Source organism: Spirosoma fluminis (assembly GCF_054778895.1).
In genome coordinates this window covers 292480-316269 of the sequence record NZ_BAAGZD010000003.1, presented here as the reverse complement: position 1 = coordinate 316269, position 23790 = coordinate 292480, and the positions used below count along the sequence as shown (strand labels likewise).

22 protein-coding genes are annotated in these 23790 nt (G+C 51.4%); 8 read left to right on the top strand and 14 right to left on the bottom strand.

Going from position 1 to position 23790, the window contains the following annotated elements:
- The first annotated feature begins 6 nt into the window (after positions 1–6).
- The gene (locus ACYVBJ_RS03300; protein WP_460980876.1) at positions 7–1050 is read left to right on the top strand and encodes a GNAT family N-acetyltransferase; all 1044 of its coding nucleotides are present in this window, start codon (positions 7–9) and stop codon (positions 1048–1050) included.
- A gap of 13 nt (positions 1051–1063) precedes the next feature.
- Here the strand turns inward: ACYVBJ_RS03300 and ACYVBJ_RS03295 are convergent, their stop codons facing one another.
- The 11 genes from ACYVBJ_RS03295 to ACYVBJ_RS03245 all read right to left on the bottom strand — a co-directional run bounded on the left by ACYVBJ_RS03295 (position 1064) and on the right by ACYVBJ_RS03245 (position 10464).
- Positions 1064–1852, bottom strand: a complete 789-nt coding sequence (locus ACYVBJ_RS03295; protein ID WP_460980875.1) for a DUF3108 domain-containing protein — start codon at positions 1850–1852, stop codon at positions 1064–1066.
- A gap of 28 nt (positions 1853–1880) precedes the next feature.
- Positions 1881–2927 (bottom strand): aminopeptidase, encoded by a 1047-nt coding sequence (locus ACYVBJ_RS03290; RefSeq protein ID WP_460980874.1) that lies wholly within the window; start codon positions 2925–2927, stop codon positions 1881–1883.
- A gap of 101 nt (positions 2928–3028) precedes the next feature.
- The gene (locus ACYVBJ_RS03285) at positions 3029–4315 is read right to left on the bottom strand and encodes a serine hydrolase domain-containing protein (RefSeq protein WP_460980873.1); all 1287 of its coding nucleotides are present in this window, start codon (positions 4313–4315) and stop codon (positions 3029–3031) included.
- Between the two features lie 88 nt (positions 4316–4403).
- Positions 4404–4964, bottom strand: coding sequence for a GNAT family N-acetyltransferase (locus ACYVBJ_RS03280; protein WP_460980872.1), 561 nt, complete (start codon positions 4962–4964; stop codon positions 4404–4406).
- A gap of 7 nt (positions 4965–4971) precedes the next feature.
- Positions 4972–6072, bottom strand: a complete 1101-nt coding sequence (locus ACYVBJ_RS03275) for a mandelate racemase/muconate lactonizing enzyme family protein (RefSeq protein WP_460980871.1) — start codon at positions 6070–6072, stop codon at positions 4972–4974.
- A gap of 10 nt (positions 6073–6082) precedes the next feature.
- Positions 6083–6784 carry a thioredoxin domain-containing protein gene (locus ACYVBJ_RS03270; RefSeq protein WP_460980870.1) on the bottom strand — a complete coding sequence of 234 codons (702 nt, stop codon included), beginning with the start codon at positions 6782–6784 and terminating at the stop codon, positions 6083–6085.
- 16 nt (positions 6785–6800) lie between these two features.
- Positions 6801–7931, bottom strand: coding sequence for an amidohydrolase family protein (locus ACYVBJ_RS03265; RefSeq protein ID WP_460980869.1), 1131 nt, complete (start codon positions 7929–7931; stop codon positions 6801–6803).
- 20 nt (positions 7932–7951) lie between these two features.
- Entirely contained in the window at positions 7952–8437 is a 486-nt protein-coding gene (gene ispF, locus ACYVBJ_RS03260) for a 2-C-methyl-D-erythritol 2,4-cyclodiphosphate synthase (protein WP_460974489.1), read from the bottom strand.
- Between the two features lie 12 nt (positions 8438–8449).
- The gene (locus ACYVBJ_RS03255; protein WP_460980868.1) at positions 8450–8848 is read right to left on the bottom strand and encodes a HEPN domain-containing protein; all 399 of its coding nucleotides are present in this window, start codon (positions 8846–8848) and stop codon (positions 8450–8452) included.
- Complete coding sequence (locus ACYVBJ_RS03250) at positions 8845–9198, bottom strand: nucleotidyltransferase domain-containing protein (protein WP_460980867.1); 354 nt, start codon at positions 9196–9198, stop codon at positions 8845–8847. Before ACYVBJ_RS03250 ends, ACYVBJ_RS03255 begins: the two co-directional genes overlap by 4 nt.
- Positions 9199–9213: 15 nt before the next feature.
- Positions 9214–10464 carry a M16 family metallopeptidase gene (locus tag ACYVBJ_RS03245; RefSeq protein WP_460980866.1) on the bottom strand — a complete coding sequence of 417 codons (1251 nt, stop codon included), beginning with the start codon at positions 10462–10464 and terminating at the stop codon, positions 9214–9216.
- Between the two features lie 172 nt (positions 10465–10636).
- On the opposite strand from ACYVBJ_RS03245, the gene ACYVBJ_RS03240 reads away from it, so the two are divergent.
- On the top strand, positions 10637–11686 hold the full coding sequence (locus tag ACYVBJ_RS03240; protein ID WP_460980865.1) for a hypothetical protein: 1050 nt from the start codon (positions 10637–10639) through the stop codon (positions 11684–11686).
- Positions 11687–11721: 35 nt separating this feature from the next.
- Positions 11722–12708, top strand: a complete 987-nt coding sequence (locus tag ACYVBJ_RS03235) for a phosphotriesterase family protein (protein WP_460980864.1) — start codon at positions 11722–11724, stop codon at positions 12706–12708.
- 30 nt (positions 12709–12738) lie between these two features.
- On the opposite strand, the gene ACYVBJ_RS03230 is transcribed toward ACYVBJ_RS03235, so the two are convergent.
- From ACYVBJ_RS03230 to ACYVBJ_RS03220, 3 genes are all read right to left on the bottom strand, one after another.
- Entirely contained in the window at positions 12739–14658 is a 1920-nt protein-coding gene (locus ACYVBJ_RS03230) for a DNA polymerase III subunit gamma/tau (RefSeq protein ID WP_460980863.1), read from the bottom strand.
- A 140-nt stretch (positions 14659–14798) separates the two neighbouring features.
- On the bottom strand, positions 14799–15593 hold the full coding sequence (locus tag ACYVBJ_RS03225; RefSeq protein ID WP_460980862.1) for an ion transporter: 795 nt from the start codon (positions 15591–15593) through the stop codon (positions 14799–14801).
- A gap of 59 nt (positions 15594–15652) precedes the next feature.
- A complete protein-coding gene (locus ACYVBJ_RS03220) occupies positions 15653–17062 on the bottom strand; it encodes an MFS transporter (protein ID WP_460980861.1) in 1410 nt (469 codons plus the stop codon).
- 357 nt (positions 17063–17419) lie between these two features.
- Between ACYVBJ_RS03220 and ACYVBJ_RS03215 the strand changes: the two genes are divergently transcribed.
- From ACYVBJ_RS03215 to ACYVBJ_RS03195, 5 genes are all read left to right on the top strand, one after another.
- A complete protein-coding gene (locus tag ACYVBJ_RS03215) occupies positions 17420–18130 on the top strand; it encodes a GNAT family N-acetyltransferase (RefSeq protein ID WP_460974497.1) in 711 nt (236 codons plus the stop codon).
- A 214-nt stretch (positions 18131–18344) separates the two neighbouring features.
- A complete protein-coding gene (locus tag ACYVBJ_RS03210) occupies positions 18345–19604 on the top strand; it encodes an AAA family ATPase (protein WP_460980860.1) in 1260 nt (419 codons plus the stop codon).
- A 57-nt stretch (positions 19605–19661) separates the two neighbouring features.
- Positions 19662–21644: a CocE/NonD family hydrolase gene (locus tag ACYVBJ_RS03205; protein ID WP_460980859.1), complete on the top strand. Its 1983-nt coding sequence runs from the start codon at positions 19662–19664 to the stop codon at positions 21642–21644.
- A gap of 290 nt (positions 21645–21934) precedes the next feature.
- Positions 21935–22297 carry a hypothetical protein gene (locus tag ACYVBJ_RS03200; RefSeq protein WP_460980858.1) on the top strand — a complete coding sequence of 121 codons (363 nt, stop codon included), beginning with the start codon at positions 21935–21937 and terminating at the stop codon, positions 22295–22297.
- A gap of 114 nt (positions 22298–22411) precedes the next feature.
- Positions 22412–23731 (top strand): cryptochrome/photolyase family protein, encoded by a 1320-nt coding sequence (locus tag ACYVBJ_RS03195; RefSeq protein WP_460980857.1) that lies wholly within the window; start codon positions 22412–22414, stop codon positions 23729–23731.
- Positions 23732–23790 lie beyond the last annotated feature (59 nt).

Here is a 23790-nt window from a genome sequence, read left to right as displayed (position 1 = left end):
CTGACTATGGTGGACAGCGATGCGTCTATGGTATCCGTTACGTCCACGAGTGCTACGTTCCCTAATCCGGCTGGTGCGATCAGGTTGCTGACTCGGGCCGAGATCAACACCACAGCCTGGGATGCCTGTGTAGGGGCTTCTGCTGAGTGTATCGTTTATGGGTACTCGTGGTATTTAGACGCTGTGCTGCCTAAGCCGGAGTGGCAATGGGTTGGGCTCGTTATAGACAGCCCTTCCGATGGGTACGAGGCCGTGATGCCCCTGCCGTTACGTCGGAAATCGGTGGCGGGTATATGTTATGCCTGGGTGATTCATCAGCCGTTCTTCTGTCAGTTTCTTACTGTATTTCGACGTACGGGTTCCATTAATCCGACTTTGTTTTTAGAAGTCGCCTACGAGCATTTCCGATATGCGTCCAGTTTCCATTGCCAGATAAAATTGGCTGCGTTCACCGGCTCGCTGACGAAGCAGGTTTTATCAACGCACGTCCTGGATTTGTCGGTTGGATACACATCAATTTATGAGCACTATACATCGGACCGGCGACGAAATCTTCGTCTGGCCCAGGCGCTGGATTGGGCAATCGTAGACTCAACCGATTCGCTGCCGCTGCTTACTCTGTTCCGCGATAACCACGCGGAGGGAATACCGGGTGGAGTGAACCGGCAGGCCTATAGAATTCTGGAGAAGCTGATTGGCGAGCTAACGAAGCGTGGCCTGGCAAGTCTTCAATATGCGGTGAGTAACGGGCAGATTGAAGCGGGGGCGTTGTTCGTGCGGGAAGGAAACCGGTTAATCTACCTCTTTAACGCTGCGTCCGAAATCGGCCGACGGGGCAACGCACGGACCGTATTGATCAATCAGCAGATTCAGCACTATGCCGGTCAACCGTTACTATTGGATTTCGAGAGTCCCGAGAAGCCTTCAGTTCGACTATTTTATAAAAGCTTTGGTGCAGTGGAAGCCCCGTTCTGGGCGCTGTGCTGGAACCGGCTGAGTACAATAGAGCGACTGGCCGTTGGCCTGAAAAACAAAATAGCCCGGCGTTGACGCCGGGCTCTGTTTAAAAATAACGCAACGGTTGTTTCAGCCCCTGATTCATGCGAAGGTCCATCACCATGGAGCCGACCCACAAATCAACTTCAACCTTAACAGGGATTTTGTTGATATCGTCTGATACGAAGATGCGGATGGATTCCTCATCTTTAAACAGCTTGTTTTGCGGTAGGACCGGATTAAGCCGAAGCACATTGATTTTTCCCTGTCTGGTTTTGATCACCGATTTGCCCCGGTAACGAACCTTCATGTTATATATCGTATTATCGTAGAAGGCTGGGACTTCGAGGACTTGTCCGCTGCTCAGGTTGTTAAAATCGATGGTGCGCAGGAAATAATAGCCACTGATAAAATCATGCACGTTGTCGGGCACTTTAAACACGTCCTTTTCAGTACGCTCTTCGGCTTTAACCGTATTGGCCGCGTGATTGAACGTAATGTTTTCTTCTTTCCGGTAGTTATTCTCCTGGAGGTTACTGTAAAATTTCTGCGGTAAGATCGCCGAGGTATCGATGTACGACCGCCAGGTATCGCGAATGCGCGTTACCAGGTCGAAGGCACCAACCGTACGGCCATCTACGTTGACGCGGTAGCAGGGGCGGTCGTTTACTTTATACAACGTCGGACTCACATCGACAATGGCTTCTGCAGCGTTCAGAAATCCATAGTGAACGCGGTACTCCAGGTGCTCACCGGGGCCGAAGCTGTTGTTTACCACGCGCCGGTACGTGTTCAGGGTAGTAAAGCCGGTACCCAGAACAGCTATAACGCTAAGACCAATCAGATACTTCTTCATACGAACAACCGCCCACAATGGGCATCGTTTATAAAGATGGATATGTTTCTTTTAAATACGTTAAATAACGTTTAAAATCGCTCCTAAACCGACTCTCAAACTCCTGCCGAAACCGGTTCTGCTGCTTCCGGTAGGTTAAATACCCAATAAAGTACGCATTGTTGGGTAAGTTTCGTTTATCTAAACGTCGTTTTGTTAGTAAGCGTTTGCCTGATCTGTCACGTTCGTCGGTAATCGTATCCGATGACGTAACAATCTGGCGGATCGTTTGCCACTTGAGCGTATCTTTGACTGCCGCAGGCGTTTGAGGTTTAAACGATCGATACAAACTATCCAGCGTTTGAGTACCTCGCAGGATGTGGTCGTCATACCGTTCATAAAACGCCTTTGCGGCCAGGTAGTTTCGATACGGTTCGGACTTAGGGCCGTACTTAGCCTCCATAAACCGCAGCGCACCGTACTCACCGACAAAATCAGCCAGGTTTTCGTTGTATTCCAAGTTATCCTTCACAAACAGTGTGCCGTGGGTTAACTCATGAATAATTAATTCAGCCAGGCTGCCTTCCGTTCGACCCAGCATGTTCGACAGGATGGGTTCTTTGAAAAATCCTAACGTCGAATATGCGGCTACCTCATTAATCCGCGTATCATACCCCTGCTGCTGCAACAGGCTATCCGCTTCCATAAGCCGGTTGTAATCGAAAAAACCTTTATACGAAAACGTACCTAGTATCGGAAAGCTGTATTCAACGGGTACGAGCCTATATTTCTCTGAGCCAATCAGCATCCACATCAGCGGCTTGCCTTGTAAATCATAAAACGACTCGTAACTACCCGATGGATTAAGCTCCAGCGAATCAATAGCAAAACGCTTGATTTCGCGGATAAGTTCTATTTTCCGCTTTAGCGAGTCTGGGTAAGCCGGGTCTGCCAGTACGTCGGCTACAGGTTGTGTATTAAACATAATCCGCAACTGACCTTTAGCCTGCATATACCCATAACTCACTAACTCCCATTGCCAGACCCCTAGAACGACCAGTACCCCTACGACAATAAGAGCAATTTTTTTACGCATTGGTTGGAAACGTCATGATGAAGTATAAACGCAAAAAACAGGGATGGGGGTTTCCCGATCGGATTACTACCGTGTAATTAACCGTCTGAACGATACGTAGCTTACTCTAAAGCCTGGTAGACAGCGATCCGGAATTTCTTCACGAAATCGCTGTAATACGCATAAGGCTGAACGTTCGTGAAAATGAGCAGAATCAGTTCTTCTTTGGGGTCGATAGTGAACTCCGAGCAGTACATACCACCCCACGTAAACGAACCGGGCGAAGCCTGATCACCATAATGAGAAGCTTCAGTAATCAGCTGAAACCCCAGGCCAAATTTATCCCTGCGATCCCAGACTTCGGCGGTGCCGATCTGATTGCGAACCATCATCTCGACGGTCTTGCGGCCGAGAACGCGCTTGTTGTTGAACGTACCGCCATTGAGCAGCATCTGACAAAGCCGGGCGTAGTCGGCAACGGTGCTGATCAGGCCCGCTCCCCCGGAGAAATACGTCCTGGCTCCGGTAACTGCATAATTCCGATACGTAGCATTTGGGTGCAGGGCAAGCGGCTTAGTCATACTTGGTTTTTCGTACAGCTCGACCAGCCGGCTGGCTTTGTTGGCGGGCAGATAAAAATACGTATCGTTCATGCCGAGTGGTTCCAGCACGCGTTCACGAATAGCCACATCGAGCGATTTTCCCGACAGAATTTCGACTAGCCGGCCAATGATGTCGGTGTTGAGCCCGTATATGAAACCCGCGCCCGTTGAGTCGGTACCGGGATCGCGAAGGAGCGGCCGGGCAGCCAGTTTATTGATTACGTCTTCGAGTTTGTCGGGCTGCGTAGAATTGAAGAAAGGTAGTTTGAACTCCGGCCGCTGATCGAGCGGATGCTCATAGGGAATACCGGCAGTGTGGCTCAGCAACTGCCGGATGGTGATCTCACTTTTGGCGGGACGGGTATCGTAGCTGCCTTCAGCCGGGTTTTTCGGGTCGTACCGGACCAGCACTTTAGGATTTTTGAACGCAGGGATATACTTCGAAATGGGCTCATCCAGCAAAAACTTCTCTTCTTCGAACAACGTCATCAGGGTCGTTGTAGTGATGGCTTTCGATTGCGAAGCAATGCGGTACAGGTCGTCGCGCCTGAGGGGCGTTTTGTTCTCCAGGTTGCTGTAACCGAACGCTTTATAATGGACGATCTTGCCCCGGTGGGCTACGAACGTGACGGCGTTCGGCGCGATGTCCTGATCGATAAGACTCTGTAGCCACGTATCGAGCCGTTTTAATCGGTCAGCCGAGAAACCAGTCTCAGCGGGAGATTTAGGAGCGATGAATACCTGGGGAGGAGAAGATTGGGCAAAAAGCGACGAACTGACAAGCAGAAACAGGATACAGATACGCATAAGAGGTACTTAGTCAGGTTACGGGGCGATTGGCTAGTCACGGTTAGCGCCAACAGCTTTACTGGTAAAGCTCAACGAGCGTTACCTTCTACTTTTGCCAGTCCCAGACGACAACGACCCAGGTTTCATCGAGCGTTACGTCGTAAAACGAATGGATAGGTTCAAAACCGACGCGGCCATGGGCACGTAACGAACGGGTATTCAACTCCGAAATATCGGTCACCAACAACTGGTAACGGTCGCTATACACCTCGCGCTGGTGCTCGTACATGCGGTCGAATAGTCGCTGTCCCCGATACCCATCAGCTACGCAAACCTGCCCCATTACGTAGTAGGCGTAGTCGATGAACGGTTTACCTTGATAGTCAAGAGCGTTGATTAAGGCGAACAAGGGGACCAGCTCGGGTACGTCATTCCCGAACTCAGGCAGCATGGTCAGGCAATACCCGACGACATGATTCCTATCTTTCGCAATGACACTTGGGGCGGCCTGATTCATTCGCAGCAGGACGTCAGGCTTGTGCTCAACCGTTACAAAACCCTGAGCAACCTGTATATCGAGGGGCACATTTTTGCGCAGGTTTTTCTGTTGTAGAGCCAGAATGCCACGTACGTCGGCATCGGACTGGACAGTAGTAATCGAAATCATGCACTAGTTAAGAAATACGGATACGATCAGCCTGAGCCAGGAATGCCGGATTAACTTCGGCTCCGATACCGGTCGTATCGGGCAGACTGATCTGATAGGTATGGTACGTAATACCGCCCACAACAGGGTCATCGGCATGTTCAAAACAACCGTCGAGATCATAGAAGCAGACGTTCTGCCGGGCCGCAGCAAAGTGGGCATTTGCCGTTAATCCGAGTCTTGACTCCGACATACAGCCAATCATGCACGGAATACCGGCGGCTTCGGCAATGGCATTGATTTTAAGCGCTTCGAATAATCCCCCGCTTTTGGATAACTTGATATTGAAGTAGTCGACGGCTTCTTCGCGCACAAGCCGGATGGCGTCGGCCGAGTCGAACAGGCTTTCATCGGCCATGATCGGCACAGGCGAGCTGCGACGAATTTGCCGCAATCCCGCGATGTCGTGCCGACGGATGGGTTGTTCGCAGTACTGCACATTCCAGGAGCCAATCGTGCGAAGTACAGCCGAGGCAGTTACTACGTCCCAGCCCTGATTGGCATCGGTACGAATGGGGATTTGATCACCGATCGCCTTGCGAATAGCCTCAACCCGCTGAACGTCGTCGCGCAGGTTGGTGCCTAGCTTTACCTTGATGGCTTCAGCGCCCTTAGCCTGAATGCGCAGGGCATCGGCGACCATGCGCTCGGGTGTGCTGATGTAAATGGTTTCGTCAGTAACAAGGTCACGTTTCGCCCCACCCAGAAACTGATAGAGCGGCATTCCGGCGGCTTTGGCAGCAATATCGTACAGGGCCATATCAAACGCCGAGCGCGTAGTGGGGTGGCCGGGCAGGTAGCGCGTGAGCGTAGTGATGTTCCCTTCAATGTCGAGCGGGTCACGGCCAATCAGTAAGCGGGCCATGTCCTGCGCGGCCGCTAAGCCTGACGCCTGCGTTTCACCGACGATCATCCAGAACGGCGAACCTTCACCCCATCCGGTAATGCCTTCACTGGTCTGAATTTCAATCAAAACGTTACGAGCGTGCTCAATGGTGCCGAGTGAGATAGCGATCGGGGCTTTAAGCGGAATGTCGTAGCGGTACAGGGTGATGCTGGTGATGGTCATGCCCAACGGGTCACAGATTTTTGTCGATAAGTTCGTTGAGCATGGCCGACGTTTGCAGGCCGATCATGCGTTCCTGGAGCTTACCCTCTTTGATTAGTAATAAGGTTGGAATTTCATCGACCTGATAGTGCTGCATTAACGCTTTGCTGGCGTCGGCATCGGCTTTTACAACGACGAGTTTACCAACGTACTGCGTTTGAAGTTGCTCAACAAGCGGCATCATTTTTTTGCAGGGCGCGCACCAGGGCGCGTAAAAATCAACCAGTACCAAACGGTTGGTTGTGGCGATATGCTGCACCTGAGCAGGCGTAACCGCTTTCGCTGATGCGTCTGAGGGCGCACCCTCAACCGGTTTAAGTTTAGTTGTCCATTTCAGATAACCGCCCTGAAGTTCGTATACATTCGCGAACCCCTGCTCACGCATGAGTTTAGCCGCTTCGGCTGATCGACCGCCCGACAGGCAGTAGACATACACTGGTTTGGTTTTGTCGAGATTCGCCAGGTTCTGCGCGAAAGCCGCGTCTCTGAAATCAATGTTTTTAGCTCCCACCAGATGCCCGCCATTAAACTCACCGGGCGTTCGTACGTCGATCAGCTGGCCCGACGGCTGCTGTTGGAGTTGCGTAGCAAAGGCATCAGGCTGGAGCGACTGGGCCTGCACCGCATAGCTGCTCAGCAGCAGAAAAATGGCCAGATGGACTCTGTAGTTCATAGGTACTGTTGTTAGCTTAATTCGGAAATTGGCTTTTGTCGAGCCCCGGAATGATACGTAACGCGTTCTTGTAATATACTTTTTTCAGCACCTCGTCGGGCAGCGCCATGCCATACATGCGCCAGAAGGCGTGGTATTTCTTGTGGTAGGGAAAGTATTCATCGTCCGTTTCGAGCACGCGGAAGTATGTAGCATATTCCGAAGGAACCCAACTGTCTTTTCCGAACAGGATGCGGTCCTGGTATTTCTCGAAGAACTTACGCGAAGCTCGTGGCTGACGACCTAGTTCAGCAATTACGGCCCCGATCTCCACATTCATATTCGGGAACACCTTCATCAGGCTGTCGAGCTTGTTCAGGTCGTTGGGAAACCAGCCCATGTGCGCAGCAATGAACGTTGTTTTCGGATGCTTGCGGAATACATTGTGCTGCTCGGCAATAAGCTGCTCCCACGACACGGGATTGGTTTCTGAGCGTTTGCGACCGGGGTGCAGTTTCAGCTCCAGCCACCGTTCATTAAAGCGATCCATTGGGTCCCAAAAGGGTTTGGGGTCGGCCGTATGAATGAGCACTGGAATGCCTAACTGACCGCATTTGGCCCAGATCGGGTCAAGCCGGGGGTCATCGACGCGCACTCGGTTTCCCTTGTCGTCTTTTACGTTAAAGCCGAGATTCTTGTAAATCTTCAGTCCGCGGGCTCCTTTCTTCACATCGTCTTCGAGGGTCTTAACCGCCTGGGCTGTCCAGTCTTTATCGTTTACCTCCCCAAAGTTGATGTTGGTGAATAACGCGATACGCTTGGGGTTCGTTTTCTGAATATTGGCGAGGGCGTTATCGAAGAACTTTGTGCTTTCGTTGGCATTACTGCTGAAACCGCGTCCACTCAGGTTCACCATCAGTCCCATGTTCAGGCTGTCCATTTGCTTAACCAGCGGGCGCAGATCACCATTATCCATCTGATACTGATGATTGTGAACATCAATAAATGGGTATTTGGATCGGCCCAGCTTGTGTTCGGACACTTTGAGGGTCGAAACCGGTTCGTATTCTTCAAAATCGATAGGACCAGCCGGTGTCGACACCTTAGGCTGGGCCAGAGCAGCAGTTACGGAGATGGTAAAGGCAACCAGTGGAACAGTGAAGCGCATGGGTAAATTAGAACGGGGGTTTATGAATCTTCTCTAAAGATAAGGGCAACACAATGAGCAGCAATACCTTCGCCACGACCAACGAATCCAATGTGTTCGGACGTAGTGGCTTTAATCGAAATATCGTCTTCCGGAATGGCCATTACGTCAGCCAGACAGGTTTTCATGGCCGGGATGTGCGGATTCAGTTTTGGCTCCTGCAACACGACCGTTACGTCGACGTTCGAAACCTCGTAGCCTGCCCCGCGCACCATACGTAGCACTTCGGCCAGCAGCAACTTACTATCGACCCCTTTCCAGCGCGGATCTTTATCCGAGAAATGATAGCCGATATTTCGCATGTTGGCGGCACCCAACAGGGCGTCGCAGAGCACATGACACACAACATCGGCGTCGGAGTGGCCTACTGGCCCAAATGAACTGGGAATCTGAATGCCACCGAGCCAGAAGGGTCGTCCTTCTTCCAGGCGATGTACATCATACCCTTGTCCTACCCTAATTTTCATGAAACCAATAAATTAAATGAGGCCAAGTCGGTGGAGGTAATTACGTACTTCCTGTAAAAACTGACTAACCTGATCAATAGCAGATTGAGCATCTTCCAAAGAAATAGCAAAGTCTAAATCGTAATCACCACCTTGCCGAAGATTAAACAACTCGGTGATGGTGGTGCTATACTCTTCACCGATAAGACCTGTTCGGATAAACTGCTTGCGAAATTCCGTATGTGCTCCTGTATGGGTTTTAGGAATTGGTCCATCTGTGGTATTAAGCAAGGCCAATATACCATCAAACAAAGCGTAGTAAGCGCGATTGATGGTTCCATCAGCGTATGCTGCGTTGAATAAGATATGAGCTTGTTGTAAGTCATCTTCGGCTTTTTGTAAGTAAGCCAGAGATCGATTTAAATCACTCATAAACGTGTGCCTTCCTGTTCCACAGCCTGGTGAAATAGCGTGTATCCTTGTTCGTACTTGGTCGCTGTTGTTGGGAAAATAGATAGTTCAACGCCGTATTTTAAGGCCAAAGCCCCAATACGTGATGCCATTTTACGGATTTCCCGACCAGCCTCCATTTTATCATCGTTCAGCACCACCAGGTAGTCGACGTCTGATTCGGCATGGAAATCACCACGGGCATAGGAACCGTACAGAATTACCTGCGCTAACCGATCACCGTATAGCTCCATCAAGGCTTGTTTCACCTCATGTGACAACGCTTTCACCTCATCGGCAGTGAGCGGTTTAGGCTCGTAGGTTGCTTCCATGGTTTTCGAATAAAGTTAGGCATCAACCGGTTCGGCCCGTCGGTAATACAGGGTCGAGCAGTTATCTTTGCGTAATACCTTTCGAGCTGCGGCTTGTATATCGTCGGGTGTTACTGCCTGTAATTTGGCGGCTTCCTGATTGACCAGTTCCGGATCGCCCGCGTTGGCGGCATAGGCAAGGTTCATGGCCCGGTTCAGCAGTTCGACTTCCGAAAAGGCCAGCGTTGCCTCTGCCTGATTTTTTACTTTGGTTAACTCCTCTTCCGGTACGGGCTGATCGATGAACTCCTGCACGACCGCTTCAACGGCTGCGTCAGCTTCTTCCAGCGATACGCCTTCGTTTAAGGTTCCCTGAACGACCAGCAGGCCCGGATCGACCGAGGACGTAATGTAAGCGCCCACGTTGCTGAACAGCGGATTGTCGCGCAGCAGGCGCTGATACAATCGGGACGATCTACTGCGGCCAAGCATATCGCTCAACAGATCGACGGTTTGGAAGCCTTCGTCAAAGCGGCCGGGCATGTGGTAGGCTTTGTACAGCGCATTCAACGGAACCTTCGCGCTTGTTTCCAGTTTGCGGGCTTCCTGCTGAACCGGCTCCTGGGGTAACTGACGGATATACGGATTACCGGCTGGAATGGGAGCGAACCACTTTGCGCACAACTGCTTTATTTGCTCAACCGTTACGTTACCGGCAACGACCAATATGGCATTATTAGGCAGATAATACTTGAAGAAAAATGCTTTTACGTCGTCTAACGTAGCGTTTTCGATATGACTAATGTCTTTGCCGATGGTTGCCCAGCGGTAGGGGTGCTGCTGATAAGCCAAAGGTCGGAGCTTAAGCCAGACGTCGCCGTAGGGCTGGTTCAGATAACGCTGCTTGAACTCTTCAATAACCACTTTCTGCTGGACATCGAGCACCTGCGGATCGAACGATAGACTCAGCATTCGATCTGATTCGAGCCAGAACGCCGTTTCCAGATTAGCCGCTGGCAACGTAATGTAATAATTTGTGATATCGGGGCTGGTAAACGCGTTATTCTCGCCACCAACTTTTTGTAACGGTTCGTCGTAGCTGGGAATGTGCCGCGAGCCGCCAAACATCAGGTGCTCAAACAAGTGGGCAAATCCGGTGCGGTTCGGGTCTTCGTCGCGCGAACCGACGTTGTATAAAATATTAACGGCCGCGATTGGTGTCGATTCGTCTTCATGGACGAATACGCGCAGACCATTATCCAGAACAAATTGCTCGTAATGAATCATGAATAGAAACTTTTGCGTATAGCCCTCGTTAGATAATACGCACTTAACAAAAGTACGGTTCTGGCCGTACAGAATCAAACGACGTCCATTGGCACTACGTATATCTATTTCTATAAGACGACTTTTCTTGCTTAGCTTCGTCTGTTTGCCCCTGCTGAATCAGGCTCAGGTTATGACTGATTCAAATGTGCAGCAGACGGTGCTTAAAACCCTGGATCATATTTATAACCTGGAGTTCAATGAAGCCGATAATCTGACCCGTCAGCTCCGGGCGCGGTTTCCCCAGCATCCCGTGGGGCCTATTTTGCGGGCTACGCAGCTTGAGTTGCAATACCTGCCCCTGCACGAAAACAAAGCGGCCACTGCGCAATTCATTCAGGCGGCTAATCAGGGGCTTGATCTGGCTAAGAAACTACTCGATAAAAACGAGGACGACCCCGAGGGTGTATTCTTCGCGTTAACTGCGCACAGCTATCTGGCCTCATTTTACAACAATCAGGGTGAATCGCTGAAAGCCGTTAGCGAGTCGAAAAAGTCATATAGCTACTTAAAGGACGGCTTCAAGCTGATGGACAAGAGCCCGGACTTCTTTTTTACGACAGGTTTGTATAACTATTACGTTGAACGCTATCCGATGGATCATCCGATCGTACGACCGTTTATGATCTTCTTCGACGATGGGGATATGACGCTGGGCCTGAAACAAATGGATACGGCGGCCAAAAAAAGTCTGTTTATGCGGGCTGTAGCGAACTATTATCTGGCGCATATTCTGATCAAGCATGAGATTCAGCCGGGGCGGGCGGCACTATATACGAAGTATCTGGCCGACAAATATCCAAATAACCCGCTTTTCGGCATGGTTAACGCCGAAGCGCTGCTCCTGGCCGGGCGGTATGCTGAGGCCCGGCCTTATGTGCAGCGACTTCGGCAAATGCCGGATAAATTAGTGCCGCCTGCGGTCAATACATTCGATGGTATGCTGGCGGAGTACGCGGACAAAGACGACAAAGCAGCGGCTGAATTCTATCAGTTAGCGCTGAAGCAGAAGTTTAACGACCCCTATACGAAAGAGTATCATGCCTTTGCGTATGCGGGGCTGGCCCGTATTGCTGCCCGCACCAATGACCGGAACCTGGCCAAAATGTACTACAAAAAAGCCCTGGCTATTGGCGAATATAAAGCCTTGATTCGGGAGGCAAAAGCCTATACGAAGTCATAAGATTTCACTTCTTTTGTTCTTCGACTCTAACGCGTATGCTTTCCCGACGTTCGTTTTTTCGTAGCTCGCTGGCCGGGCTCTGGATGCTCTCAGCCGACAAATCCTATGTTCAAACCGTTACGGGTCCTGTGCCTGCAAAAGACATGGGCCTGACGTTGATTCATGAGCATATTCTGGTCGATTTTGTTGGGGCCGATGCGATACGTTCCGACCGGTGGAACCGAGCCGGGGTCGTGGATAAGATGTTGCCTTACCTGCACGAGTTAAAGCGGCTCGGTTGCCAGACGTTGCTCGATTGTACTCCATCTTATTTGGGTAAAGATCCGCTGCTGCTCAAAGAACTGTCTGAACGATCGGGCGTTACCATACTGACCAACACTGGTTACTACGGGGCGGTGGATAATAGGTATCTACCGGCGCATGCATTCACAGAAACGGCCGACCAACTGGCCGATCGCTGGGTCGCTGACTACGAAAACGGCATCGACGGAACCGGGATTAAGCCCGGTTTTATCAAGATCAGCGTGAATCCGGGACCCTTGTCTGATTTGCATCGAAAGCTCATTACGGCCGCAGCCCGGACTCACAAACGGACTGGCCTGACAATCTGCTCGCATACCGGGCCGTACGTACCCGCGTTTGAGCAGATCGACGTAGTGAAGCAGGAAGGCGTTCGACCCGATGCGTTTGTTTGGGTCCATGCACAAGGCAGCAACATGGCGCACTACGCCCGGGCGATTCGCGAAGGGGCCTGGGTAAGTCTGGATGGGTTGGATAACAGCAATGTCAGTCAGTACGTCGAAACCTTGTTGTTGATGAAAGAAAATCGGTTTCTGCACCGGACGTTACTCTCCCATGATGCAGGCTGGTTTGATCCCGCTAAGCCCAACGGCGGACCAATCGGCCGCGACTATACTGTGCTTTTTAAGCAGCTGATGCCCGAACTGAACAAGCGGGGCTTTGCGAAGAAAGACTGGAAACAGATCTTGATTAAAAATCCGGTGGAGGCATTCAGCCTGTAATGCGTATCTACGGCTCCGCTGTATTCCAGATTAATAGTCGACTTCCAGGTTCAGCGCTTTACGTAGCTCGTGCAGCGCCGGATTCTTTTCGGCGAGGTAGTTATACTTGTCCTGCGGACTATAAATCATCTTTTTTACTTCCTGTAGCCGAACCTCGTGCTCAATCTGTATCTGGCTGTTTTGCAGCTGCGAGCGCAGGTAGCCGAGTAGTTCAGGTTTTACTTCGGTTAAGTACCCAACCTGGAGCGTGTTGTCGAGGGTAATGCGAATGGTGGTGCCGTCGAGCACAATGTCGCGGTTCAGAATCAGCTGCTCACTAGCCGAATCATTCTGCTGCTGCCGAATCCTGGCAAACGCTGACCAGGCAGCCTGTAACTGTTCGAAAATGAACGGTTTGTCAGGGCGTGTCGGAGCGGTTGCCACAACTTCTTCGGCGGCTGTCGCCTGAACGGGCGTAGCGGTCAGCGATACGGTAGGCCGGAGCCGACTTGTGGCCGGACGAGCCGGTGGGGCCGTCTGCGGTTTCGCCGTGGCTACACTTGCCTGCGCTACGGGAGTGGCCTGAGTCGCATACCCAGCGCCATTTGTGGCAGATCCGTTGACGGGGGGCGTTGGCAGATATCCATTGGTCGGCTCGCTGGTAATGGGGTGCTGCTCAACTACGGAATGGCCGTTGCTGCCTGACGATCCGTTAGGCGCTGATCCATTGGTTTTCGGCTCGTCGTGTGTCGGTCGGCCGTTTTTTTTTTCGTCTACCAACGAATCCGTGGCAGCATGCTCTCCGTTTCGGGAGCCACTACCAGGGGCCGCGATTAGGGCGTCGGCGCGATCGGGGTAGCTACTCCAGTCCAGTACGTTGCGCAGGTTGGCCAGCTTCATCAGCCACAGTTCGATGTGCAGCCGCTGATCTTTAGCCTGTTTATAATTCATATCGCACTGGCCACCGAGGCTTAACGCCGACAGCAGGAACGACATGGGCGCGCGTGCCGACTGATCGAGGTACTGCCGACGAACATTTTCGGTTACCTGTAGCAACTGAACCGTCGCGGCATCTTTACCGACCAGCAAATCCCGGAAATGGCGGCACAGCCCAACCACAAACTGGTGACCATCGAAGCCTTTACGTAATATTTCATCGATCGTCAGCAGGCATTGAGGAAGGTTACCCGCCAAGGCCTGATCCGTCAGTTTGAAGTAATAATCATAATCAAGAATGTGCAGATTGTCCAGCACCTCCTTGTAGCGAATCACCCGATCGGCGGCAAACGTTACGTTCAAATCGAACATCGACAACGCATCGCGCAGGCCGCCATCCGCTTTCTGGGCAATCAGATCGAGGGCTTCTGATTCGGCTTCAATGCCTTCTTTTTCGGCTATCTTCGCCAGGTGACCGGCAATATGCTGGGGTTGAATGCGGTTAAAATCGAAGATCTGACAGCGCGACAGAATCGTCGGCAGGATTTTGTGCTTCTCCGTTGTCGCCAGAATGAAAATGGCGTAGGAGGGAGGCTCTTCCAGCGTTTTCAGGAAGGCATTAAAAGCCGCCGACGAGAGCATGTGTACCTCGTCAATAATATAAATCTTGTACTTACCCGACTGGGGCGGATACCGAACCTGGTCGATGAGGTTACGAATGTCTTCGACCGAGTTGTTCGAAGCCGCATCAAGCTCATGGATATTGAAGGACGCGTTCTGATTAAAGCTCACGCACGACTCACAGTGGTCGCAGGCTTCGCCCTCGGGAGTCAGGTTCTGGCAATTGATGGTCTTGGCTAAAATTCGGGCGCAGGTGGTTTTGCCAACTCCGCGCGGTCCGCAGAAAAGAAACGCCGACGCTAAGTGATTGGTCTTGATCGCGTTCTTAAGCGTAGTTGTAATATGCTCCTGCCCAACGACCGTATCAAAGGTTGCCGGACGGTACTTGCGGGCCGAGACCACGAAATTTTCCATACTGCAAGTTAGCACGCAGGGGGGAGGAAATCAAACAGAATAGGTGAGTGGAATAGGTGGTGTAAATGAGACTGGGCCTGCAAATAGTTGACGGTTAGTTGATTGTAAGTGATAGTGGCTTTTGGCGTTTTACCTGCTCCTTAAATCTCCTTTCCACAGTGCGGACATAGGCGCTGAACCGGTTCTTTCTGATTCCGGATTTGCTCGGTAAAGCCAGAAACCAGAATACCGGTTGGGAGCGCGAAAAGACCAATCCCCATAATGGCCGCCATACCGCCCAGGAGCTTACCCAACGGCGTGATGGGATGAATATCGCCGTAGCCGACTGTCGTCATGGCGCTGATACCCCACCACATGGTTGCCGGAATACTGGCAAACTTGTCGGGTTGGGCCGGATGTTCGACGTAATACATCACGCTCGATACAATGATGAGCATGAAGATGACAAACACCATGCTTAGGATCAGCTCCTCTTTTTTGTCGGATACTACGTTCCGGATTAGCCGGAAGGCGTGGGAATACCGCGAGATGCGGAAGAGACGGAAGATTCGGAACAGCCGTAGAATACGTACGATGGCCAGATCGGTGGCAAACAGCGAGAAATAAAAGGGAAAGATGGCTAGCAGATCAACGATGGCCGAAGCCGAGAGCATGTACCGCAATCGGCCCCAGAGCCAATGCCGATACCTTTCCTTCTCGACGCATACCCACAGGCGCAGCACGTATTCGATGGTGAAGAAAATAACCGAAAATAGCTCGAACGAAGAAAATAGGCCAGAATAGTGCTGGTCATATTCGGGGACCGTGTGCAGAACAATGGCAAATGCATTAAGCGTGATAATCGTAATGAGAAGTACGTTAAATATCAGGCTTGCGCCCCGGCGTTTTCCTGCCGACGTTTCGAGGACACGATAAAGGTTGTTGCGGACTGACATAACAGATACGGTCGTGCCGCAAGCTACGCAGCCGCTGGCAATTTGACCATATCTGTCGATCAACCTCCTTCCGATACAAGTCGTTCGCCAATCCGTCGGTAGTGACGTAATGCGAAGAAGATGACGAGTACGGCGCATCCGGCCATAGCTCCCGAAAACAAGCCAATCGTTGGGGCCGAGAATAAGGTCAGCGCTTCGCCGGAAAGGTACGTGCCGGCGATGTCGCACAGGTTCACGAAGGCCATATACGTAGTAAACTGTGACCCTTCAACCCCTTTCCGGCATATGGCCATCAGCACCGGCATGGCTGCCACACTGATACTGGGGTCCATAAAATACAGCGCGACCAGACCTGTTTGCGCTACGTCGCGCCGTGCCCACAAATTGGCGATCAGGTTGAACCCGATCAGGTAGCTGGCAACAAGCACTAACATAATCACCAGCAGTCGACGCGGTCCGATCCGATCCGCGATGTACCCACCCAGTAAGGAAACACCAGCCGCCAGCAGCATACCGTACGTACCTGTTAACACAGACAGGTCCGTATCATGCCAGCCAAGCTTGCGGATGAGATGAAAGTTGTAAGCTCGTACGAACAAAGAGACGCTCGTATAAGCCAGGATGATCGAGCCAAATAACAATAGGCTATGACGAGCGAACAAGCCTCGGAAAAGCTCTGTAAACAGCCATCGAAAACCAGGGTTGGGCAGCTGGTTAGTCAGCCAGGCGGGTGGGTACTCAGTTCCCGACGCGCCGGTGGTTGTGGCTTTGTATGGATTCGGACGGGAACGATCGGGTGAAGTATCGTGCGAATCTGACGACTGGAACGCAGGCAGCAGCCGATTTTCAGGCCTTTCGCGGATGAAAGCCATTAGGATAGCCCCCGTTAACAAACAAAGGATTTGTATTAAGGCGGCCGTCTGAAAATCATATTGCCGCAGAATCTGGGCAAAAATGGCGGCTCCGCCCCCGTAGCCGATCAGGAAGCCGCACCGCATAAAGGCATTAACCCGACCCCGTTCTGTTTCGGGAATAACCGTAATGGCCATGGCGTCAACGCTGGCATCCTGAATAGCGGCAAACAGGCTGCGAATCAGGAACAGCCAGCCCAGCAACGAAATTTGCCGGATCGGGTCGTCCACTAATAAAATGGTCAGTGAGGCCAGGACGGTCATGAGCTGCGACCCAACTACCCACGGTTTTCGGCGACCCATCGGCGAGTTCTGAAACCGATCGATAACGGGCCCCCAGACAAACTGAAACGCCCAGGGTATACCGATGATGGCGATAAACGACCCGACTACGTCCGGTTTTACACCTTCGGCCGTAAAATAATTTGTCAACGCGGTGGTATAGAATCCGGCCGGAACCCCCTGCATGATGTAGAGATACAGAAAGACTCCGTATCGTAACGGGCGACTTTCGCTGAGCGTCAACGGATAAGATGGCGAAGGGAGGGCGGTTAACATGGGTTCGGCAGCCCCTCGTCCGATAATTCGGATTCGTGACCAGGCCAGTAAGACAAGTTGATCAATTAATATGTTTTACCGCTCCCGAACTATCCTACAAAAAATCCGTTATTCTATTGCAAGACCCGGATAATTTATCGAACATTGTCCGCGTTTTCAGCGCACAACCGATGGCAAAGCTCGTTTACATACCGACCTTCTTCCATACTACGCCATTTCGGTTTAGGTCCGAAAGGACTACCTCTTTTTGTTTGCCTATGCGGTAAACTTTTTCCGACACGTTTTTATTTATTCACCTTAACAATCTGAACGGATCACAACGTCTCCGTATGCGGACTAATCCGCCAATTAACGACGATGATAACGCCCGAAGTAGTCAACGATCAATATATAGTGCAGGTCGCCAGTGAGAACCACTTGCGGTTGGCCGAAACCATCTGCCATGAAATGGAAGAAAGCGCCAAGGCTCGGGGAACCGGCATTGCCAAGCGATCACCCATTTATGTGATGGAAAAAATGCTCGAAGGAAAAGCGATTGTCGCCACGACAATGTCAGGTGACTGGGTCGGCTTTTGTTACATCGAGACGTGGGAACACGGTAAATTTGTGGCCAATTCCGGCCTTATCGTTCATCCTGAACACCGGAAAAGCGGCATCGCCACGCGCATCAAAGCCAAGGCGTTTGAGTTGTCGCGCAAACGATTTCCGGATGCTAAAATCATTGGGATTACCACGAGTCTGGCGGTGATGAAAATCAACTCTGACCTGGGTTATCAACCCGTTACGCTGAACGAGTTGCCGGGGGACGATGCGTTCTGGAAAGGCTGCCAAACCTGCGCCAATTTCGATATTCTGACCCGCACAAACCGCAAGCACTGCCTGTGCACGGGTATGCTGTACGATCCCGAAGAGCACAAGAAAGAGCAAAAAGAAGATAAATGGAATTTTCTGAAGGAATCCAAGCTGTATGAACGCTGGATGCGCATTAAAGAACGGATTCTGCTTCGTTTGCACGTTCACGATCGGCCACGTTCGCGCAAATCGGAGCGGGAGCTGGAAACGGTTTAGCCATTAAAAGACTTTACAGCGGAAGCCCTTACTGATCGATCAGTGAGGGCTTCCTGCGTGATAAGCCCTGTCAGGCAAGCTGCGAATAAGCTAATTACACCGTATGTACTCATGCGTTGGGGGCGTAATCTTGATTTGTCCTAAGCAACTTGCCCCGGTTTAGTGTTGTATTAGTAAGTTGTTGAACCCACGTATTTCCGAACGGCAGATTGTCATGATCATTACCCTACCCGAACGTGCGCTTGTGTTGCTGATTGGTGTCAGCAGCTCGGGCAAATCTACGTTCGCGGGGGTGCATTTTAAGCCGACGGAGATTGTGTCATCGGATCACTACCGTTCGGTTGTCGCCGACGATGAGAACGACCAGCGGGCGACCCGGGATGCGTTTGAGCTGGTTCATCTGATTATAGAAAAAAGGCTGAAACGGGGGCTGCTTACCGTAGTCGACGCGACAAACCTAAAGGCAATTGACCGCAGCGATTATCTCGATATGGCCAGACGCTACGGACTGCCGGCCGTTGCACTGGTGTTCGACTTGCCCGAGTCGGTGTTAATGGACCGGCACCGCTGGCGGGCCGACCGGGACTTTGATGAATCGGTTATTCTGCACCAGTTGACTAATCTTCAGCATACACAGGAAAGCGTACTGGATGAGGGGTTTCTGGCGGTACATACGTTGAACTCACCGGAAGAGATGAATAGCGTCGTTATGAAACGAATCACGCAGAGCGATATCCATCAGGAAGAGATCGGCCCGTTCGATATTATCGGCGATGTGCACGGCTGCTATGACGAGTTAATCGAATTACTGCTGAAATTAGGCTATGATTCAACTGGCTTCACGCATCCGGGCAACCGAAAGCTTGTTTTTGTGGGTGATTTAGTGGATCGGGGCCCTAATTCAGTTGGCGTGTTGACGCTCGTGATGCAGTTGGTGAAAGAAGGAAAGGCCTTGTGTGTATCGGGTAATCATGACGATAAACTCAGACGGTATTTGCGGGGAAACCGGGTGTCACTTACGAATGGCTTAGCCGAAACCGTAGCCCAGGTTGAGGAACAGCCCCGCGCCGTGCGTGATCAGATCCGGTCTTTTCTGGAAAGTCTTCCGTACTACGTCCGGCTAGACGGAGGGCGACTGCTGGTTGCCCATGCCGGGCTGCGGGAAGAGCTGCACGGACGTAGTGGCGAGGTGGTCCGGGCCTTTTGTCTCTTTGGTGCGACCAACGGGCAAACGGACGCGTTTGGCTTGCCGGTTCGCCTGAACTGGGCCGCTGAGTATAAAGGCAGAACCGCGATTGTATACGGACATACACCCCTTGCTAACCCAGTCTGGCTGAACAACACCATTGACATTGATACGGGCTGTGCGTTTGGCGGAAGGCTGACTGCGTTACGTTACCCCGAACGTGAGCTAGTATCGGTCTCGGCAAAGCAGCAGTACGCAGTTCCGTCGCGCCCGTTTTTGCCCGTTTAAGTAGATTGCGTATACTTACTTCGTTAACATCACTCAAAGTCATTTAACCACTTATTCATGTTGACTATCAGAAGGCGGCTGCTAACCCTAACTCTGTTGGCAGCGGCTTTGTCTAGCTATGCGCAGTCCGGTGCCGATTCGCTGTTTGTCCGTCAGAACTACGTAAAAATGGATCGCCGGATACCCATGCGCGATGGTACAAAGCTTTATACGGTCATCTACGTACCGACCGATGGCAGTACAACCAACCGGTACCCGATCCTGATGGAGCGAACGCCGTATTCCGCCGAGCCCTATGGTGAGGATAAATACCCAAAAACCGGACCGGGCATGAGCCGGGAACTGTCGCAGGAGAAATACATCTTCGTGTATCAGGATGTGCGCGGTCGGTATATGAGCGAAGGAAATTTTGAAGAAATGACGCCGAACAAAAGCGTGGTATACGAGCCGAAGGAGAGCTTAAAAAAGCGGCATACAAAGAGAATCATCTTTACCGGTATACCCGACACCAGTCGAACCGCAAAATACATTGGTAACATGCGACCGGTTGGCCCCGTTGACGAAAGTACCGATACATATGATACCATCGAGTGGCTGCTGAAAAATATACCGGCTAATAACGGTCGCGTTGGGATGATGGGGATTTCCTATCCGGGGTTCTATGCTTCGGCGGCCTTGCCCGATGCTCACCCGGCTCTGAAAGCGGTATCGCCCCAGGCTCCGGTAACGGACGAGTTTATTGGCGATGACGCCCGCCACAACGGCGCGTTCTTTTTACTGGATAACTTCTCGTTCATGAACTACTTCGACGCCCCACGGTCCGGACCGGTTGAAAGCTATAATCAACTCTTTAGCTGGAGTCCAACCGATGCGTACCAGTTTTTTCTGGATTTAGGTCCCGTCAAAAATGCGAATGGGGCAACGTATTTCAACAACAGAGCCAATCCAGGCCGGGCCAAAATCTGGAATGAATACCTTCAGCACGATACGTATGATGCGTATTGGCAAAGCCGAAACATTCGTCCACATCTGAAAAACAGCAAACCCGCGACGCTCGTGGTTGGCGGTTGGTTCGATGCCGAAGATTTATTCGGAGCGTTACGTACCTATGAGTCGATTGAAAAGCAATCAACGGGTAACCGGAATCAACTGGTTATGGGCCCCTGGACGCACGGAGCGTGGGCGCGACCGGACTGGAGCCAGTTTGGGCCGCTTATGTTCGGTCAGAACACGGCCAAGTATTACCGCGATCAGTTTGAGTCGGCATTTTTCGCGTTTCACCTGAAAGACAAAGGGCAGTTCAATACGGCCGAAGCGTCGGTGTTCGATACAGGTACCAACGCCTGGAAATCGTTTGATGCCTGGCCACCCAAAGCGGCTCAGTCACGTTCATTTTATCTGGCTCCCAATCGCCAGTTGGGCCTGACACCTTCCCAGGTCGCCAATTCGTTCGATGAATACGTCAGTGATCCGGCCAACCCCGTGCCGTATACCAACGGTGTTCATGCCCGGCGAAACAATCAGTATATGATCGAGGACCAGCGGTTTGCGGCTAAGCGTCCAGATGTAGTCACGTACGAAAGCGAGCCGTTGGCGGAAGACCTGATGGTGGCTGGCCCGATCAACGCGACTTTTTTTGCATCAACAACCGGTACGGATGCTGATTTCATCGTGAAAGTGATTGATGTGCTTCCCGATAGCGCAAACCAGGAGAATCAATCGACGGGCTATCAACGGCTGGTGCGGGCCGAAGTGTTACGGGGCAAGTTTCGCGACTCGTTTGTTAAACCCGAGCCGTTTAAGCCCAACGTAGTAACCTCGGTTGCTTTCCAGTTGCCCGATGTAATGCATACTTTCCGGAAAGGTCATCGGCTGATGGTACAGCTACAAAGCTCCTGGTTTCCGCTGGTTGACCGAAACCCACAAAAATTCATAAACATTGGTAAAGCTGACGCTGCCGACTTTCAGAAAGCAACTATACGTCTATACCACGACAAGGCATATCCTTCCCGAATCGAACTGCGGGTACTGACGAACTAAAGCAGCCGCTTAACATTTGCGTAATATTGCCATTCGGTTTATTCGAAAAAGCCGCCTTTCACTAAGGCGGCTTTTTTAATATATTCTGTTGATTATCAGTAGGAAATCGTACTCAATAGGGAATTTTGTTTTAGAATTGGGATTGGTAAACTTTGGCTCCAAAAAATAATAGGTCGATTTGTTAACATTTACTTAACATTGACGTATTATTACAATACCAACAGTTCTTATAACCTAAACGAGTTATGTAGACAACTGGGCATTGTTCAGCTTTACGACAACCTAAGTCCATGAGAAAATTCTTTTTTCTTCTTACGCTGGTCGGCTTCCTGTCGACGCAAGCCGACGCTACGTCGATAAAAGCGCGTAAACCCAAAGCCGCTAAAGCTACTTTGGCACAGCAGCTCGCCAGGTACGTATCCTTTCCGGATGCACTCCGGCCAGCCAGTAGAGCCGGTGTGATAGTCATTCGGTTTCGGGTCAATGCCGACAACGAGCTTTGCCAACTGGAGGTCTTTAGCCAGAACGAACAAATCAATACGGCTTTAATTCAGCAGTTAACGGGCAGGAAACTGGTCGGCTACGAAAGTGATGCCAGCGAATACGTACCAGGCGAACGGCATACGGTTCGGCTGCATTTTCAGCCCCAATAGGTATATTCTTAATGATGAGTCGTTCGTGATCCTGCTTACGGACGACTTTTTTATGCCCAAACATTTGGGTTGAACCCCTCGTTAGGCCACCGACTAATAACCCACTGTCTAAACATGACTGAACCGCTGTCCATTGTATGGCTCCGGCGTGACCTGCGCCTGCACGACAATGCCGCTTTGTATTACGCACTCCGAAGTGGCAGGCCCGTGCTTGTCGTTTTTATTTTCGACCGCCTGATTCTGGATACGCTGGAAGACCGTCAGGACCGGCGCGTGGAGTTTATCCATACCGAAATTCATAAGCTGCATAGTGACCTGGCGAAGATAGGGTCGGGAATTGTAGCCCGTTACGGTCGTCCCATCGACGTCCTAAAGCAATTGACCGAAGAGTACAACATTGCCGATGTATACACAAACTACGACTATGAAGTATACGCCAAAGAGCGTGACGCCGTTGTGTGTACTATGTTGGAAGAGCGAGGCATTGGCTTTTACGTCAGTAAAGACCAAACGATTTTAGACCGCGAGGAAGTGGTAAGCGGCAGCGGTTCACCGTATACTGTTTTTACGCCCTACAGCAACAATTGGTTGAGTAAACTGGCGGGCAGTTTGGGGGAGTTCTATCTTAAATCGTACCCGACGGAGAACTACTTTACCAACTTTTATAAAACTCAGCCCGAAGACCACATTCCTAGGCTGGAGGAAATGAATTTTCAACCCGTTGGGGAAGCTTTTCCGAAGCCGACCGTTTCGGCTGAACTCCTGCGGGCCTATCAAAAAATGCGGGATTTCCCGGCGCAAACCGGCACGAGTGAACTGGGCATTCATCTGCGGTTTGGCACCATCAGCATCCGCGATCTGGCCCGGCAGGCGCAGGAGACCAGCCCCACGTTTTTGAAAGAACTGGCCTGGCGAGACTTTTACTTTCAGGTTCTGGATCATTTTCCGCACGTCGAGAAACACTCGTTCCGGCGTGCATACGACAACATTCAGTGGCGAAACAACGAAGCGGAATTTGAACGCTGGTGCACCGGACGAACGGGCTACCCGTTGGTCGATGCCGGAATGCGACAGTTAAACGCAACGGGCTGGATGCACAACCGGGTCCGGATGGTAACGGCCAGTTTCTGCGTAAAGCACCTGCTCATTGACTGGCGCTGGGGTGAAGCCTATTTCGCCCGAAAACTGCGCGATTATGATCTGGCCGCGAACAACGGCGGCTGGCAGTGGGCGGCCGGGTCCGGTACTGATGCAGCGCCTTATTTTCGCGTGTTCAATCCGGCGCTACAGGCGCAGAAGTTTGATCCGCAGGGGGAATACATTCGAAAATGGGTGCCTGAATTTAACGGGCTAGACTACGTACAACCCGTTGTCGAACACACCTTTGCCCGGCAGCGGGCTATTGATACGTATCGAAAAGCGTTGGCTAAGTAGTTTGTCGCTGTTGCAACCTTTTTCGTATCCTACGGGTCGCTTTCTGGCTGTCTCGTTAG